General features: G+C 64.3%; 13 protein-coding genes and 1 tRNA gene. 4 read left to right on the plus strand and 10 right to left on the minus strand.

Annotated elements, in window-relative coordinates:
* Positions 1-248: 248 nt before the first annotated feature.
* The 4 genes from acpS to rpoZ form a co-directional block, all read right to left on the minus strand.
* Positions 249-668 (minus strand): holo-ACP synthase, encoded by a 420-nt coding sequence (acpS, locus tag GGD63_RS31625; protein ID WP_183247871.1) that lies wholly within the window; start codon positions 666-668, stop codon positions 249-251.
* On the minus strand, positions 665-1,417 hold the full coding sequence (locus GGD63_RS31630) for a pyridoxine 5'-phosphate synthase (protein ID WP_183247873.1): 753 nt from the start codon (positions 1,415-1,417) through the stop codon (positions 665-667). Before GGD63_RS31630 ends, acpS begins: the two co-directional genes overlap by 4 nt.
* Positions 1,418-1,462: 45 nt before the next feature.
* Positions 1,463-3,748: a bifunctional (p)ppGpp synthetase/guanosine-3',5'-bis(diphosphate) 3'-pyrophosphohydrolase gene (locus GGD63_RS31635; protein ID WP_183247875.1), complete on the minus strand. Its 2,286-nt coding sequence runs from the start codon at positions 3,746-3,748 to the stop codon at positions 1,463-1,465.
* Positions 3,749-3,955: 207 nt separating this feature from the next.
* Positions 3,956-4,348, minus strand: coding sequence for a DNA-directed RNA polymerase subunit omega (rpoZ, locus tag GGD63_RS31640; RefSeq protein WP_008133017.1), 393 nt, complete (start codon positions 4,346-4,348; stop codon positions 3,956-3,958).
* A gap of 330 nt (positions 4,349-4,678) precedes the next feature.
* Between rpoZ and GGD63_RS31645 the strand changes: the two genes are divergently transcribed.
* Both GGD63_RS31645 and GGD63_RS31650 read left to right on the plus strand, forming a co-directional pair.
* Positions 4,679-5,326, plus strand: coding sequence for an NYN domain-containing protein (locus tag GGD63_RS31645; protein WP_018644573.1), 648 nt, complete (start codon positions 4,679-4,681; stop codon positions 5,324-5,326).
* Complete coding sequence (locus GGD63_RS31650) at positions 5,307-5,981, plus strand: uracil-DNA glycosylase (protein ID WP_183247877.1); 675 nt, start codon at positions 5,307-5,309, stop codon at positions 5,979-5,981. Before GGD63_RS31645 ends, GGD63_RS31650 begins: the two co-directional genes overlap by 20 nt.
* A gap of 9 nt (positions 5,982-5,990) precedes the next feature.
* Here GGD63_RS31650 and GGD63_RS31655 read toward each other — a convergent pair whose 3' ends face one another.
* The 4 genes from GGD63_RS31655 to dapA form a co-directional block, all read right to left on the minus strand.
* Entirely contained in the window at positions 5,991-6,572 is a 582-nt protein-coding gene (locus GGD63_RS31655) for a peroxiredoxin (RefSeq protein WP_183247879.1), read from the minus strand.
* 4 nt (positions 6,573-6,576) lie between these two features.
* Positions 6,577-7,050 (minus strand): SsrA-binding protein SmpB, encoded by a 474-nt coding sequence (gene smpB, locus GGD63_RS31660; protein WP_024341117.1) that lies wholly within the window; start codon positions 7,048-7,050, stop codon positions 6,577-6,579.
* A 72-nt stretch (positions 7,051-7,122) separates the two neighbouring features.
* The gene (gene mscL, locus GGD63_RS31665) at positions 7,123-7,536 is read right to left on the minus strand and encodes a large conductance mechanosensitive channel protein MscL (RefSeq protein ID WP_183247896.1); all 414 of its coding nucleotides are present in this window, start codon (positions 7,534-7,536) and stop codon (positions 7,123-7,125) included.
* Positions 7,537-7,592: 56 nt separating this feature from the next.
* Positions 7,593-8,483 carry a 4-hydroxy-tetrahydrodipicolinate synthase gene (gene dapA, locus GGD63_RS31670; protein WP_183247881.1) on the minus strand — a complete coding sequence of 297 codons (891 nt, stop codon included), beginning with the start codon at positions 8,481-8,483 and terminating at the stop codon, positions 7,593-7,595.
* 279 nt (positions 8,484-8,762) lie between these two features.
* Between dapA and GGD63_RS31675 the strand changes: the two genes are divergently transcribed.
* The gene (locus tag GGD63_RS31675) at positions 8,763-11,174 is read left to right on the plus strand and encodes a lytic transglycosylase domain-containing protein (RefSeq protein WP_183247898.1); all 2,412 of its coding nucleotides are present in this window, start codon (positions 8,763-8,765) and stop codon (positions 11,172-11,174) included.
* Positions 11,175-11,622: 448 nt separating this feature from the next.
* On the opposite strand, the gene ltrA is transcribed toward GGD63_RS31675, so the two are convergent.
* Entirely contained in the window at positions 11,623-12,990 is a 1,368-nt protein-coding gene (gene ltrA, locus GGD63_RS31680) for a group II intron reverse transcriptase/maturase (RefSeq protein ID WP_183247882.1), read from the minus strand.
* A 455-nt stretch (positions 12,991-13,445) separates the two neighbouring features.
* Entirely contained in the window at positions 13,446-15,008 is a 1,563-nt protein-coding gene (locus GGD63_RS31685; RefSeq protein ID WP_183247885.1) for a porin, read from the minus strand.
* Positions 15,009-15,854: 846 nt separating this feature from the next.
* Here GGD63_RS31685 and GGD63_RS31690 point away from each other — a divergent pair.
* Positions 15,855-15,947, plus strand: a tRNA-Ser gene (locus GGD63_RS31690).
* Positions 15,948-16,053: the final 106 nt, after the last annotated feature.

Below are 16,053 nucleotides of genomic sequence, written 5' to 3' on the forward strand. Positions count from 1 at the left end.
GCTCTCTCAATTCCGGCCGGCGATCACAGAGCGCCCTCCTCCCGCGAACGGCCCATCGCATCGCGGCGCAAGGAGATTGTCCTGATTCTGATAATGAGGGCCAATTCCGGCGTAAAGCCGAATTCGCCCAGCCTGATTTGCGTCGGCGGACTTTTAGACGGTTGTCGGGGGCCACGCAATCAAGGATCGCATCAAAACTGAATAAGATATTGATTTCTAATACGAATTATAAAATGACCACTGAACGGTCAGGGCTTGGCCGGCGGGACGGCGGAAATGATGACGAAGGCCTGCGCGAGCGGCCAGTCGTCGGTGATCGACAGATCGATCCGCGGCTCGAACCCCTCCGGCGTCAGGGCCTGGAGCCGGGCCAGGGCGCCGCCGGTGAGCTGCATGGTCGGCCGCCCCCCCGGCAGGTTGACCACCCCCATGTCGCGCCACCAGACGCCGCGCCTGATGCCAGTGCCGAGCGCCTTGGAGCAGGCCTCCTTGGCGGCGAAGCGCTTGGCATAGGTCGCCACCACCATCTTCTCGTTCTTGGCCCGCCGCTCCGCCTTGGCCCGCTCGGCCTCGGTGAAGATGCGATCGAGGAAGCGTTCGCCGTGGCGCTCGATGACCTTGGCGACGCGGGTGATATCGATCAGGTCGGAGCCGATGCCGATGATCATGCCCGGCTCCGGCCGCGGTCCATCGCCGCGCGCATGGTGCGCACCGTCTCGGCAAGGCCCACGAACAGCGCTTCGCCGATCATGTAGTAGCCGATGTTCAGCTCCATGATCTCCGGCAGCGCTGCGATCGTCTCCGCCGTCGCATAGTCGAGCCCGTGGCCGGCATGAACCTCCAGCCCCGCCTCCTTCGCCAGCTTCACCCCTGCCACGATCCGCTGCCATTCGGCCGCGGCCTTGTCGGCGAGGCCGTCGACGACGGCATCGCACCAGGCGCCGGTATGGATCTCGATCACGGGCGCGCGCAGCCGCGCCGCCATCTCGATCTGCGCAGGATCCGCCGCGATGAACAGCGAGACGCGGATGCCGGCATCGCTCAGCCGTGCGATGTAGGGCGCGAGCGCGTTGTGCTGCCCGACCACATCCAACCCGCCTTCGGTCGTCACCTCCTGGCGCCGCTCCGGCACCAGGCACACCGCATGCGGCTTGGTGGCGAGCGAGATGCGCATCATGTCGTCGGTCGCCGCCATCTCGAAATTCAGCGGCCTGGAGATTTCCGCCTTCAGCCGCGCCATGTCCTCGTCGCGGATGTGCCGGCGATCCTCGCGCAAGTGAGCCGTGATGCCGTCGGCACCGGCCTCGATGGCCAGCAGCGCGGCGCGCACCGGATCGGGATGGCGGCCTCCGCGCGCGTTACGCACGGTTGCAACGTGATCGATATTGACGCCGAGGCGGAGCGGAGAAGCGGGCATTTCAGGACTCACGAAATCGGAGAGACGGACGCATGCGAGATGCGTCTATCCATTAACACGTTCAACGCGGGCGACGACCGCCTTCGCGCGCAACTGGGCGAGGATCGCGCTCAGGTGCTTGAGATCGTAGACTTCGAGGTCGATCGTCGTCTCGGTGAAATCGGGTGAGCGGCGCTGCATGCTGATGTTGTCGATGTTGCCGTCGTGCTCGGCGATCACGGTCGCGATCTGCGCCAGCGCGCCGGGCTCGTTGACGTTCTCGACCTTGATGCGGGCCGGGAAGCGTTGCGGCGCGGTATCCTCGATGTCCCAACGCACGTCCAGCCAGCGCTCCGGCTCCTCCTCGAAATCCTTCAGGGCCGGCGCCTGGATCGGATAGATCGTGATGCCCTCGCCCGGGGTAACGATGCCGACGATGCGGTCGCCGGGCACCGCGCCGCCGTTCGGCGCGAACTTCACCGGCAGGTCGGAATTGATGCCGCGGATCGGGATCGCGACCGGGCTGCGCGGCGGCTCGGACGACTTTTCCTTGAGCTTGGCGGCCAGGCCCTTCTTGATGCCGTAGCGGGCGACGCGCTCCTCCTTGTAGTCGGGATACATTGCGCGCGCGACGTGGGACGCCTTGATCTCGCCGCGCCCAACCGCCGCCATGACGTCCTCGATCGAGGTGCGCGCCAGCCGCGGCAGCGCGCCCTTGAGCTTGTCGTCGGCGTATTCGATCTTGGCGCGCTCGAACAGGCGCTCGACGATGCGCCGGCCGAGACCGGCATATTGATCGCGCACCGCAGTCCGGGTGGCGCGGCGGATCGCGGCGCGCGCCTTGCCGGTGACCGCGAGCGTTTCCCAGGCCGAGGGCGGTGCCGATTGCGCTTCCGAGGTCAGCACCTCGACCTCGTCGCCGTTCTGGAGCTCCGAGGACAGCGGCGCGAACTGACCGTTGATCTTGCAGCCCACCGCGCTGTTGCCGACATCGGTGTGCACAGCGTAGGCGAAGTCGATCACGTTGGCATGGCGCGGCAGCGCGATCAGCTTGCCCTTCGGGGTGAAGCAGAACACCTGGTCGTGGAACAGCTCGAGCTTGGTGTGCTCGAGGAATTCCTCGGGATTGGCGCTCTCCGACAGGATGCCGACGGTGTGGCGCAGCCAGGCAAACGCGTTGGATTCCCGCTTGAGGTATTCGGTCGGCGAGCCCGCGTCTTCCTTGTAGAACACGTGCGCGGCGATGCCGCGCTCGGCGATCTGATCCATCTCCTCGGTGCGGATCTGGAGCTCGGCGCGCTGGTTGCCCGGACCGATCACGGTGGTATGGATCGAGCGGTAGTCGTTCTGCTTCGGCGTCGAGATGTAGTCCTTGAAACGGCCCGGCACGACCGGCCAGGTAGTATGAACGATGCCGAGCGCGCGGTAGCATGCCTCGACATCGTTCACGACGACGCGAAAGCCGAAGATGTCCGACAATTGCTCGAAGCCGACCGACTTGCGCTCCATCTTGGTCCAGATCGAGAATGGCTTCTTGCGGCGGCCGTAGACTCGCGCCCCCAGGCCCCGGTGGCGCAGATTGTTGGAGAGCTGGTCCTCGATCTCGCCGATCAGGTTACGGTTGCGCTCGGCGAGTGCATCGAGCCGCTGCATCACCACCGAATAGGCCTCGGGGTCGAGGGTGCGGAAGGACAGATCCTCCAGCTCTTCGCGCATTTGCTGCATGCCCATGCGCCCCGCCAGCGGCGCATAGATGTCGAGCGTCTCCTCGGCGATGCGCCGACGCGACTCCGTCGGCACGAATTCCAGCGTGCGCATGTTGTGCAGGCGGTCGGCGAGCTTGACCAGCAATACGCGGACATCGTCGGCAATCGCCAGCAACAATTTGCGCAGGTTCTCGGCCTGCTTGGCCTCGCGCGACACCAGTTCCAGCCGCTTCAGCTTGGTCAGGCCCTCGACCAGCGCGCCGATCTCGGGCCCGAAGATCTGGTCGATCTCGGCCCGCGTCGCTTCGGTGTCCTCGATCGTGTCGTGCAGCAGCGCGGCCACGATGGTGGCATCGTCGAGCTTGAGGTCGGTGAGAATCGCCGCCACTTCGAGCGGGTGCGAAAAATACGGATCGCCCGAGGCACGCGTCTGCGAGCCGTGCGCCTTCATGGCGTAGACATAGGCGCGGTTCAGCAGATCTTCGTTGGTGTTGGGATTGTAGGACCTGACGCGCTCGACGAGGTCATATTGACGCATCATGCGCGCGCGCGGCTTTGCCGGGCGCACCACCGGCGCAGTCGGGGCCATGGCAACCGATTCGGTTGCGGCCTGCATCTGCGTTGATCTCCGGCGCCGATATACCATGCCGTCCTGCCTTCAAACGGGCCATGAGCTGCCCGTTGTATACACCTTAGCGCCGATCGCGCGCGCGTCCGATCAATTCGGTGACAGGTGCGCGGCGCCAACCGACAACGCTATGGTAACCACGAAAACGCCAACAAAAGCAAAGGCCCGAACAACGGTTCGGGCCTTTGATATGATCACAAGAAGTCGACGATTGCGACGGGACGATTACTCGTCCTCCTCGGGCTGCTCTTCCGGCGGCGCGAGGCCTTCGAGGCCCTTCAGGAGCTCCTCTTCGGTCATGCGCTCAACGGCAACTTCGGTATCGTCCGCATCGACGCTGGCACCAGCGGAACCGATCAGCGGCACCGTGTCCGGCTCGGGCTCGTCGACCTCGACGAACTTCTGGAGCGAGTGCACCAGCTCCTCGCGCAGGTCCTCCGGCGAGATGGTCGTGTCGGCAATTTCACGCAAAGACACAACAGGGTTCTTGTCGTTATCGCGGTCAACCGTTAGTTGTGAACCTGACGAAATCATGCGGGCGCGGTGGGCGGCCAGCAGGACCAGGTCAAACCGGTTGTCGACCTTGTCGATACAATCTTCTACGGTGACGCGAGCCATGGACTGTCGCTCCGTTGTGGGTGAGACGAAATATGTGGATGATTGGGGCTAGTTATAGGGGCCAAGGCGATTTCGCAAGGCCAATTTGTGATTTGGCCTCGCCAAATGGCTCTGGTACCCCCACATTAGGGCTGGGATGGGTGATTTCCCGGGCTGCCATCGTGGGCGGCACCGGGTGTATGAGAGTCCGCCATAACTATACCTTGATTGCCCCGACTTCTCCGGATTTGCGGATTCGACGGGTTTAGGCGCCACCTTGGGACTGCGCGACTGGCTGCCGCCGCGCCAACAATAAACGATCAATCACGACACACTACGCGAGCAAACTGAATGTCACCTTCACCTACCAACAAGATCGCGCTCTTCATCGACGGGGCCAATCTCTACGCGACGGCGAAAACCCTGGGCTTCGACATCGACTACAAGCGCCTGCTGAAGGAGTTTCAGAGCCGCGGGACGCTGCTGCGGGCCTTCTACTACACCGCCATCATCGAGGATCAGGAATACTCCTCGATCCGCCCGCTGATCGACTGGCTGGACTACAACGGCTACACCGTCGTCACCAAGGCAACCAAGGAATTCATCGACGCCTCCGGCCGCCGCAAGGTCAAGGGCAACATGGACATCGAGCTTGCCGTGGACGCCATGGAGCTCGCCGAGCACATCGACCAGATGGTGCTGTTCTCCGGTGACGGCGACTTCCGCTCCCTGGTCGAGGCCGTCCAGCGCCGCGGCGTACGGGTCACCGTAGTCTCCACCATCGCCAGCCAGCCGCCGATGATCGCCGACGAACTGCGCCGCCAGGCCGACGTCTTCACTGACCTCGTCGAGCTGCAATCCAAGCTCGGCCGCGATCCGTCCGAACGCCCCGCCCCGCGCGACCGCGGCGAGCGTGGCGAGGGACGCCACCACGCCCCGCAGTTCCTCCAGCGCGCGACCACCATGGCGCCGAGGGGTGATGACGACTTCGAGGAGTGAGGCGGCACGGTCAAGCCGCCAGCCCCCCACCCTCGTCCCTGATCGTGACTGTCCGCTCTGCCCGCGCCTGGTCGCCTTTCGCCAGGCGAACCGCGCGCGCGAGCCGTCGTGGCACAATGCCCCGGTTCCGCCCTTCGGCGACGTCACGGCACGCCTCCTGATCGTCGGCCTGGCGCCGGGCATGCAGGGCGCCAACCGAACCGGCCGTCCCTTCACCGGCGACTATGCCGGCGACCTGCTCTACGCCACGCTGCTCGAATACGGCTTTGCCAAGGGGGTCTATCAGGCGCGTCCCGACGACGGGCTGAAGCTGGTCGACTGCCGCATCGCCAATGCCGTGCATTGCGTGCCGCCGCAAAACAAGCCGCTGCCGGTCGAGATCAACACCTGCCGCCAGTTCCTCGTCGCGAATCTCGAGACGATGCCGAAGCTGCGCGCCATCGTCGCGCTCGGGCGCATTGCGCACGACAGCGTGCTCAAGCCGCTGAAGCTGAAGGCCTCGCAGGCCCCCTTCGGCCATGGCGCGGTGCATCAGGCCGGCGCGTTCAAGCTGTACGACAGCTATCATTGCTCGCGCTACAACACGAACACCGGCGTGCTGACGGCCGACATGTTCCGGTCGGTGTTCGCGAGGATCAAGGCCGACCTCGACTAGGCCTCGCGATCAGGCCTTGGCAGGATTGGCCTTCAGCCAGTCGAGGACATCGCCGGCGTTCCGGTCGGGCGGAAACACCGGATAGAACACGTGCGTGATCTTGGCATCGTCGATGACCAAGGCGAGGCGCTTGATCAGCGTCAGGCCCGCAACCTCCATGGTCGGCAAGTTCAGCGCGCGCGTCAGCGCCAGCTTCTCGTCCGAGAGCACCGGAAACGGCAGATGCAGGCGCGAGGCCATCTCGGTCTGGTAGGCGTTGCTTTGGGTGGAGAGACCGAACACCTGGGCAGCGCCGGCAGCCTTCAGCTCGGCAAACAGATCGCGGAACGCGCAAGTCTGCGGCGTGCAGCCGCGCGCCCCCGGGATCATGTCCCAATCATCCACCAGCGCGATCTTGCCGGGCTCGCCGGTCCGCGGATAGGCGAACACCACGGTCCGGCCGCGCAGTGCCGACAGTGTCACCGACGTGTCGTCGGTCGCGAGCAGGCCGATCGGCGGCAGTGTCGAGCCTTTGAGATGCGCGGCACCGCCGTCGTCCTCAGGCGCGGGAATCTGACTCCAATCGACCTCGAGCAGGTTCCGCTGGTTCATCGCACTACCCCCTCGCCCGCATCAGCCGGCCCTTCTCCCGGCTCCAGTCGCGCTTCTTCTCGCTCTCGCGCTTGTCGTGCAACTTCTTGCCCTTGGCAACCGCGAGCTGCAATTTGGCGCGCCCGCGCTCGTTGAAGTAAAGCTTGAGCGGGATCAGTGTCATGCCCTCGCGGTCGACCGCGCCCATCAGCTTGTTGATCTGCCGGCGATGCAGCAGCAGCTTGCGCGGCCGCTTCGGCTCGTGATTGAAGCGGTTGCCCTGGAGATATTCGGGAATGGTGGCGTTGATCAGCCAGATCTCGCCGTTCTTGGAATCGGCGTAGGATTCCGCGATCGTGCTCTTGCCGTTGCGGATCGACTTGACCTCGGTGCCGGTCAGCGCAATGCCCGCCTCGATCGTATCCTCGATCGCATAGTTGAAGCGGGCCTTGCGATTTTCCGCCATGACCTTGATCGGACGTTCGTTCTTATCGGCCATGACAGTGAAACCTGGAAGTCAAACCTGATCGAGATGCGCGCCTAAGCTAACAGTTCGGATGAAGCGCGCGCGTCACTTCTTGAGGAGATCGCGGATCTCGGTGAGCAGCTCGACCTCGGCCGACGGCTTCGGTGGAGCGGCGGGTGTGGCCTCCTCCTTGCGCTTCAGCGTGTTCATGGCGCGGATCACCAGGAACAGCACGAAGGCGATGATGATGAAGTTGATCGTCAGCGTGAGGAAGCTACCGTAAGCAAGCACGGCGCCTTGTTTTTTCGCATCCGCTAAGTTGGTGGCGGTGACCGCCTTCGACAAGGGGATGAAGTGGTTGGAGAAGTCGAGACCGCCAGTCGCAGCGCCGATGATCGGCATGATGACGTCACCGACCAGCGAAGTTACGATGGCGCCGAAGGCCGCACCGATGATGACGCCGACCGCGAGGTCGACGACGTTGCCCTTCATGGCGAACTCGCGGAACTCCTTGAGCATCCGCATGCCCTTTTCGTCGACCCCGCCCATGACAAGCTCCCCGAAAGCCTACCGCCTCAGTTGATCAGGCCGGCATGCACCATGGCGCTGCGCACCGCAACGCGCGTCGGCTCGGAGACCGGCACCATCGGCAGCCGCAGCGTCTCGTCGAGCTTGCCGAGCAGCGACATCGCATACTTGATCGGCGATGGGTTGCTCTCGATGAAGAGGTTGTTGTGCAGCGGCATCAGCTTGTCATGGATCGCAAGCGCAGCCTTGGTGTCACCCTTCTGCCAGGCGGCGTGGAACTCGGAGCACAGGCGCGGCGCGACGTTCGAGGTCACCGAGATGCAGCCATGGCCGCCATGCGCCATGTAGCCGATGATGGTGGCGTCCTCGCCCGAGAGCTGGTTGAAATCCTCGCCCATCGCGGCGCGCTGCTGCGACACGCGCACCATGCTGGCGGTGGCATCCTTGACGCCGGCGATGTTGTTCAGCTCCCACAGCCGCTTCATGGTGTCGACCGACATGTCGATCACCGAGCGCGGCGGGATGTTGTAGATGATGATTGGAATCCCGATCGCATCATTGATCGCCTTGAAGTGCTGGTACATCCCTTCCTGCGTCGGCTTGTTGTAATAGGGCGTCACGATCAGCACGGCGTCCGCGCCCGCCTTCTCGGCGTGCTGCGATAGCTCGATCGCCTCCTTGGTCGAGTTGGAGCCGGCACCCGCGATGACGGGCACACGGCCCTTCGCTTCAGCGATGCACCATTCGACGACCTTCTTGTGCTCGTCATGGCTCAGCGTCGGGCTCTCGCCGGTGGTGCCGACCGGGACCAGGCCATTGGTGCCCTCCGAGATCTGCCAGTTGACCAGGGAGCGGAACGCCGCCTCGTCCAGCGAGCCGTTCTTGAACGGCGTGACCAAGGCGGTGAACGACCCCCGGAATTTCGTCTTGGCTGCCATGGACTTCCTCCGTACGCGGCAATCTTGAGAGCAAGCCCATACATATCGGGTCTATCCCGCTGGTAAAAGGGCCGCTGCCGCGGGACGCACCGTTTAGGCCGCGATTTTGCCGCGGTGGTGGTGCAAACCCGCCCGAAGTAAGCGGCTGTTGGTATTTTGTCCGCATATTCAATCAGATTTAGCTAGATCTTGAGCCACTTCACTGATTCGGGGCGACCAAACGCCGTGACCTCCTTTCCTCGTGCCGCCTGGCGATCCCTGGGTCTGGTCGTGAGCCTGATGGCAGGGCTGTCGGTCGGCTGCGTCGCCCTCGCCAAGTCCAATGAGACGCCCGCGGACGGGACCAAGGACCCCGCGAAGCAAGCTGCCAAGGATCCCGCAAGAGGATCAGCGAAGGACGCAGCCAAGGACACGGCGAAGGGAACCGGCAAGGACGCAACGAAGGGCGCGAGCAAGGGGGCGGCTGGCGCTCCGACCAGGGACGCAGCGAAGAAGCCGGCCAAGGATGCTGGGAAGGATGCTGGGAAGGATGCCGGCAAGAACGCGGGCAAGGACGCCGCGAAGGACAAGCCGAAGCCAGCGGCCGCAGCCCCCGCGCCGAAATCACAGCCGACCGCCAGCGGCTCGTCCGCCAAATCCGCGCCCGCCCCGGCCGTGACGGCGACCGTCAGGCCGACCGCCCCGCCCCCCGCAAAACCCATCGCAGCTCCTGTGCTGGCGCCGGCAACCCGCCAGCACGCCGCACCGCGCAAGCCGGTCACGCCGGCCGCGGTCGCGGCGACCTCGTCGACGTCGCAAGCCGACAAGGACACGCTGGAGAACGTCATCGAGCTCGTGCACAAGCGCAAGCCGGGCGACGCCACCAACTATGCGGCCTCGATCTCGGATCCCGTCGCACGCAAGCTTGCGGAATGGATCATCCTGCGCAGCGAGGACAATGGCGCGACCGTCGAACGCTACCGCGCCTTCCTCTCCGCCAATCCGAGCTGGCCGTCGCAGACCTTCCTGCGCCGCCGCCTCGAGGCCGCGATGTGGGACGACAGGCGCGACGATTCCGTCGCGTGGTCCTGGTTCGAGAACGAATCTCCGGTGTCCGCCAAGGGCCGCTTCACGCTCGCCAAGGCGATGCTGGCGCGCGGCGACCGCGCCAATGCAGAGCGGCTGGTGCGCGAGGCATGGCGCAGCGATCCGATGTCGGAGGACACCGAGAACAACGCGCTCGACCAGTTCGGTGCGCTGCTGACGCCGGGCGACCAGAAGGCGCGGATGGACACCCTGCTCTACGGCAGCGAGAACGAAGCCGCGCTGCGCGCCGCAAAACGCCTCGGTGCCGGCTATGTCGCGCTCGCCAAGGCCCGCATCGCCTCCGTCAAGAAGGCGCCGAACGCGCGCGCCTTGCTCGAGGCGGTACCGCGCGAGCTGCACAATGATCCCGGCTTCCTCTTCAGCAAGATTCAGCTGCTGCGCCGCGAGGAGAAGTTCACCGAGGCCGCCCAGCTGATGCTATCGGCGCCGAAGGATCCGAACCGGCTCTACAATCTCGACGAATGGTGGATCGAGCGGCGCCTCCTGGCGCGCAAGATGATCGACACCGAGGAATTCCGCAGCGCCTATCTGATCGCGCGCGATGCGGCCCTGCCCTCGCGCGACATCTACAAGACCGAGCAGGAATTCACCGCGGGCTGGATCGCGCTGCGCTTCCTCAACGACCCCACGACCGCCGCGCAGCACTTTGCCCGCATCGGCGTCGGCAGCGTCAATCCGACCACGCTGGCGCGCGCCGGCTATTGGCAGGGCCGCGCCGCGGAAGCCGCCGGCCGCCAGCAGGAGGCGCGCAATGCCTATGCCCGCGCTGCCGAGCAATCGACCAGCTATTACGGCCAGCTCGCGCGCGCAAAACTCGGCCTGCCGCAGATCGAGCTCAACAGCCAGCCGCGCGGCCGCGGCGCCGAACGGCTGGAGATCGTGCGTGCGGCGCAGCTGCTCTACGAGCTCGACGAACGCGAGATGGCGGTGCCGATGCTTGCCGACATGGGCGAGAACGGCGATCCCGAGGCGCTTGCCGGCCTCGGCGAGCTGACCCAGCGCCACAACGACGCGCGCGGCATGTTGCTGGTCGGCAAGGCCGCGCTCAACCGCGGCCTGCCGTTCGACTTCTACGCCTACCCCGTCAACGGCATTCCGCAATTCACGCCGATCGGCCCCGAGGTCGAGCGCAGCATCGTCTACGCCATCGCGCGGCAGGAGAGCGCATTCAACCCATCGGTGGTCTCGCCGGCACAGGCCTATGGGCTGATGCAGGTGACACCGGATGCCGCCCGCTATGTCTGCAAGCGGCACGGCGCGACCTACGATCTGGGGCGGCTCAGGAACGATTCGGTCTACAACGCCACGCTCGGTTCGGCCGAGCTCGGCGGGCTGCTCGAGGATTATCGCGGCTCCTACATCATGACCTTCGCCGCCTACAATGCCGGCCGCGGCAGCGTGAAGAAGTGGATCGACCGCTACGGCGATCCGCGCAACCCCAAGGTCGATGCCGTCGACTGGGTCGAGCTGATCCCCTTCTCCGAGACGCGCAACTACGTGCAGCGGATCATGGAGAACCTTCAGGTCTACCGCGCCCGGTTCGGCGGCGGTACGCGGCTGCAGATCGAGGCCGATTTGCGCCGCGGCGTCGGCAGCGTGGAATAGAATCACCTCCCCGACATTCGCTTCCGAATTGCGATAGCGGCCGCACGGATTTGGTCCGGCACCGAGCCGTTGGGGCATGCCCTGACAGGAACGAACTTGGGTGAGCCGTTTTTCCCGGGGCCCGCGAGCCGCGGCGTTGCGGGTAGATCGGCGGTCGCGCCGCCGTTGATCTGCTCGAAGGCCATTGTCTCGGTCTCTCAGTCCCATCTCAACGAAAGGCCTGAACATCGTCGAGTGGCCTTGCGGCGCAGTGGCCCCAGCCCGGCAGCGGATTTGGCAGCCTCTGGGAAGACAGCTTGCGCGAAAGCGGACGTCCCCCGCTCCCCTTCTCACTCCGGTCGCGAACGACCTCACCCGCCAAATCGGCATAGGGGGCGACCTTGTGGGTCGCTCCCCTGCCACACCACCCGGCATGCGGGTCCGCACCGGGCGGTTCGAGAGGTTGAGGTCATGAGAGACGAGGCAGTCCCAGCTGGTCCGACCACTTCAGGGTCAATACGGCGTTGAGGAGCATGCCGCTGTTGCGCCACCAGCGGCGGCTGTTGGCCGCCACCTGTCGCGCAACGTCGAGCTTGGCTCCGAGCACTCGCAGTTCCCTGTACATGGTCGTACCGCGCTTCCACTGCTTGAGCTGGATGGCGCGCAGCCGATGACGCAGCCACTGGTCGAGCTCTCGCAAGACCTTCGGCGTTTGCGCCAGCCGGAAGTACGCCTTCCAACCCAGAACATAGGGCCGCAGATGATCCACCACCTCCTGCAGACTGCGCCCGCCATTGCGGCTGGTCAGTTGCCGGATGCGTTGCTTGAACGTCCTCAGCGGCTTGTCGGCGACCTTGCGTTTGATCACGCCACCCGGACCCGGCCAGAAGCCGTAGCCCAAGAACTTGCGACCGAACACACTGGTCACCGCGCTTTTGGTCTCGTTGACCGTCAGGCGCAGCTTGCCGTAGAGCCGCCGAAGCAGCACCATCACCCGTTCACCCGCCCGGCGGCTGCGAACGTAAACATTCGCATCGTCGGCGTAGCGCACGAAGCAATGGCCCCGGCGTTCCAGCGCCTTGTCCACTTCATCGAGCAGGACATTGGCCAGCAGCGGCGACAGCGGGCCGCCCTGCGGCGTCCCCATCGTGCGCTTCTGGACCACGCCATCGTCCATGATCCCGCTGTTCAGATACATCCGGATCAGCCGGATGACACCGGCGTCTGCGATGCGTTTCTGAAGGCGGTCGATGAGGATGTCGTGATCGACCCGGTCAAAGAACTTTTCCAGGTCCACATCCACCACGATCCGGCGGCCCGATTGCACGTACGACTGCGCCGCAAGGACGGCGTCGTGCGCACCTCGGCCCGGCCGGAAGCCGTAGCTGTGCTCGCTGAAGGTCGGATCAAGAATGGGCTGCAGCACCTGCAGCAGCGCCTGCTGGATCAAACGATCCGTCACCGTCGGGATGCCGAGCTCGCGCTCACCACCGTCAGGCTTGGGAATCGTCACCCGTCGCACCGGACTGGGCCGGTACATCCCCGACAACAGTTGCTCGCGGATCGCGGGCCACGCCGTGCGCAGGTGCACGACGGTCTGGTCAATGTCCAGACCATCTATGCCGGCTACGCCTTTGTTGGCCCGAACCCGTTTGAGCGCCCGTTGCAGGTTCTCTCTCGTCAGCGCCGCCATCAGCAGCTCTGACCCCGTGCTCCCCGCTTCCTGCCGCGGGCGGCGCGCTTCGTCGCTGCCCGAGGCCCACGCGGCTTCACCGCGTCCTTCCTCGAGCCGCCCTGCTCGCGCAGGCGTCTGACGCGATGCTTGCCACCTCGGCATGGTGTTGGAACACTGCCTCTCGTTCGGCCCTTCGCCTCCGGGGCGGCCTTGCAGCCTTCCCACCCACTACTACGGCCTCGGCTGACTTCTCGCTCCGGCTCGACACCGTCGCCCTTTCAGGCGCAAGGCGAGATCTCCCCAGGTAAGAACGCACTCCTTCACTGCACGACCGCCAGATTTACGCCGCTTCCCTTTGATCACAGGAGCTTCGCGGTTCATTGCCCGCTCGCCCCGGTCGGCAGCGCCTTCTATCCGGTTCTTGTTCATCGGCCCGCAGCTTCGATCCACGCTTCCTCTCCACATTCGGTCGCCCTCATGCAGTTGCGCTTCACTTCGCTCGCCGTGATCAGCTTACGATGGGACTTGCACCCATAAGAGTGCGCCCATGCTGGGCGCACAAAGAAAAGCCCCGGCGGTTTCCCGCCGGGGCTCTCTGTCAGGTCGTTAGACCGAACTTACCAGTTGCGCTGAGCGCGGAGGAGCAGGGTGAACGAGTCCTGGTCCTTCAGCTCGTAGCTCGCGATCGGCTTGGCAGACCCCGAGTTGATTGCAGTGGTGGTCACGACGCCAGAATACTTCTGGTCGAGGTGGGTCCAGTTGAAGTCAGCCGAGAAGGTCAGGTTCTTCACCGGAGTCCAGCGCGTGATCAAACCAACCTGGCCGATGTTGAAGTCGGGGTTACAACCCGTCACGCCCGCAATTGACGAGATGAGACCACCGGCTCCGCAAAGGAAGGTCTTGGCCCCGCCACCCCACTGAACCGCACCGTAAGCACCGTAAATCGCGGTGTTCCAGTAGGGATCCCAGTTGTGGGTGTAAGCGCCACGGAAGCCCCAGGTCTTGATGCTCTCCTGCGAGCCGCCGGTGACAAACACGGTGTCCGGAGCAAAGCCGCCTCCGAAGCTCTGGTAGGCAACACCCGAGCTGCCGTAGATGCCGAACGAGCTGCCGACCAGGTTCTGGAAGTTGTAGCGGGTCGCGCCGTCCGTGTAGACGCCCTGGACGTTGATCGTGTCACCCGCACCGGTCGGGATGTTCTTGATCGACAGAGCGAGCTGAACCGCCCAACCCCACTTGTCGTCGGGGTGGCCAGTCGGCTCGGTCGCGCCATAATAGGCAACGTGGTTGTCGTGCGCAGCGACCGACGCCTGGAAGAGACCCCAAGCCTGGTCGACGCGGACCATAGCGACGAGGTTCGGCGAACGCGAGCCACCGATGGCGTTGGAGCCATACGCAGCACCGGTGATCGCACCGAGGCCCGTCGCACCGCTCAGGTTCACGTTGCCGGCCTGGTAGTACGCGGTCGCGTCTTCCGCCGAGAACGCCGCCGTCACACCCTGGCCGAAGTCAGCGGTGTAGGTGAACTGGTTGACACCAGTGACCGTGCCGCTGCCGCCGACGAGACCGTCGAAGTTGTTGCCGGGATAGTTGGTCCAGGGCGCGTCGAACTGCGACACGGCCTTACCCATCGTGAAGCCGGCGAACTGGATGAAGGCGTAGTAGACGCCGAGCGAACCGCCCGAGGTACCGCCGTCGGTGGGGTTGACGGCGCTTGCACCAGCGAGACCACCAGCCGAGTTGATGCCGAGCCCGGCGGTATACTGGGTCAGACCCGTGGCGTTGCCCAGGCCGACATAGCCACCCGAGGTCCATGAGAACGTCGCATCGAAGAACGTGCGGACCACGCCATATTCGGTCGCGGTGCGCGTGTCGATGTTGAGGTCTTCACGAGCGCGCCAAGTGTAGTAGTTGCTCAGGCGGTTGTGCGCCCCGGCCGGGGTGCCGGTCGCCATGCCGTAGACACTGTTCGTGCCGAGCGCGACTTCAGCACGCAGATAACCACCCAGCTTGATGCAGGTGTCAGTGCCCGGGATGTAGTAGAATCCGGCACCGTACAGGGAGCAGATCTTCACGTACTCGACCGCCTTGGCCTTCACGGGGAGATCGGCTGCCTGCGCTCCGCCAACGGCGATCAGACCCGCCGCTGAACCGAGCAAAAGGCTCTTAACCAACTTCATGTTAAACCTCCAAGTTTGCTCTATAGGGAAGGTTCCGGATCCGCTGGGTGAAACACCCTAAGGTTGGTTCCCTTGTCCCTTAACTCACCGCTTAGTCGCTTCGCGCCTTCGGACACACCCGCTGAACGCGAGGGACTTAAGCGAACCACCTAAAACGGGACGACCTCGGGATGCCCCCCTCCGTCGCTCAGTCACAATTACCGAACGTCCTTGCACACACAACAACAGAACGCTCCGCGACGGGCCCAAGAAGCGCGTTTTCCGACGGGTGTTGCACAAATAACACGCAGATGTGATCGGATCGTCTTTGTAACGCATTGTTTACATTGACATTTTTTGTACGGTTCCATTTGCCTTCAAAGTTCCCCACATGAGGCGCTGCAGCCGGGAGCTCGTCTCAAGAGAGCTCCGGCGCCCTCGAATCGTGGAATCAGAAGGAGACTCAGAGGGAAGCTCGACCCTTCCCTCAGCGGCTTTTGACCTGCCTAGAGCAAAGTCCAGAGCGGGCGCGGCGGACACTCTTTATGGATAGCGGGGATTGTTGGGGCCGAGGCCGGTAGCCCGGCAGGCGGAGACGACGGATTCGCCTCTCGGCCGGGCTTCCCGTGACGCAGGAGCGATATCTCTAACAGGTCCAGCCACTTACGGCAGAGACCGCGATTTCATGCGCAGAGCCATATTTGCAACATGCGCCGGGCGCTCCAGGTCTGCGCCCCCTCTCACGGCTTTATGGTCTCGCCGTGAGAGCAAACCCGTTTTGTTTCGAAGATCGCTGGGAATATTCGAACGAAAACACGCGCTTCCAAATTGACCGGCCCAAGTAATTAGATGCATAAGGCTCGCACCGGAGAGGTGGCCGAGTGGCTGAAGGCAACGCTTTGCTAAAGCGTCATACGGTCTCAAGCTGTATCGAGGGTTCGAATCCCTCCCTCTCCGCCACCCAACAGCTGTGTCCGGCCCGGAGACATGGGTAACGAAACGTACCTAAGAGATGGGTGACAACCTCGTGCCGATCGGGTTGTCGCGGGGTTTCAAAGTCGTCTGC

The sequence above is a fragment of the Bradyrhizobium sp. cir1 genome (assembly GCF_014198245.1).
GTDB lineage: Bacteria > Pseudomonadota > Alphaproteobacteria > Rhizobiales > Xanthobacteraceae > Bradyrhizobium.

Excerpts from the sequence above, each read along its gene's own strand:
- acpS (WP_183247871.1), bottom strand. The coding sequence starts at position 668 with ATGATCATCGGCATCGGCTCCGACCTGATCGATATCACCCGCGTCGCC.
- GGD63_RS31630 (WP_183247873.1), bottom strand. The coding sequence starts at position 1,417 with ATGCCCGCTTCTCCGCTCCGCCTCGGCGTCAATATCGATCACGTTGCA.
- GGD63_RS31635 (WP_183247875.1), bottom strand. The coding sequence starts at position 3,748 with ATGGTATATCGGCGCCGGAGATCAACGCAGATGCAGGCCGCAACCGAA.
- rpoZ (WP_008133017.1), bottom strand. The coding sequence starts at position 4,348 with ATGGCTCGCGTCACCGTAGAAGATTGTATCGACAAGGTCGACAACCGG.
- GGD63_RS31645 (WP_018644573.1), top strand. The coding sequence starts at position 4,679 with ATGTCACCTTCACCTACCAACAAGATCGCGCTCTTCATCGACGGGGCC.
- GGD63_RS31650 (WP_183247877.1), top strand. The coding sequence starts at position 5,307 with ATGACGACTTCGAGGAGTGAGGCGGCACGGTCAAGCCGCCAGCCCCCC.
- GGD63_RS31655 (WP_183247879.1), bottom strand. The coding sequence starts at position 6,572 with ATGAACCAGCGGAACCTGCTCGAGGTCGATTGGAGTCAGATTCCCGCG.
- smpB (WP_024341117.1), bottom strand. The coding sequence starts at position 7,050 with ATGGCCGATAAGAACGAACGTCCGATCAAGGTCATGGCGGAAAATCGC.
- mscL (WP_183247896.1), bottom strand. The coding sequence starts at position 7,536 with ATGCTCAAGGAGTTCCGCGAGTTCGCCATGAAGGGCAACGTCGTCGAC.
- dapA (WP_183247881.1), bottom strand. The coding sequence starts at position 8,483 with ATGGCAGCCAAGACGAAATTCCGGGGGTCGTTCACCGCCTTGGTCACG.
- GGD63_RS31675 (WP_183247898.1), top strand. The coding sequence starts at position 8,763 with ATGGCAGGGCTGTCGGTCGGCTGCGTCGCCCTCGCCAAGTCCAATGAG.
- ltrA (WP_183247882.1), bottom strand. The coding sequence starts at position 12,990 with ATGCCGAGGTGGCAAGCATCGCGTCAGACGCCTGCGCGAGCAGGGCGG.
- GGD63_RS31685 (WP_183247885.1), bottom strand. The coding sequence starts at position 15,008 with ATGAAGTTGGTTAAGAGCCTTTTGCTCGGTTCAGCGGCGGGTCTGATC.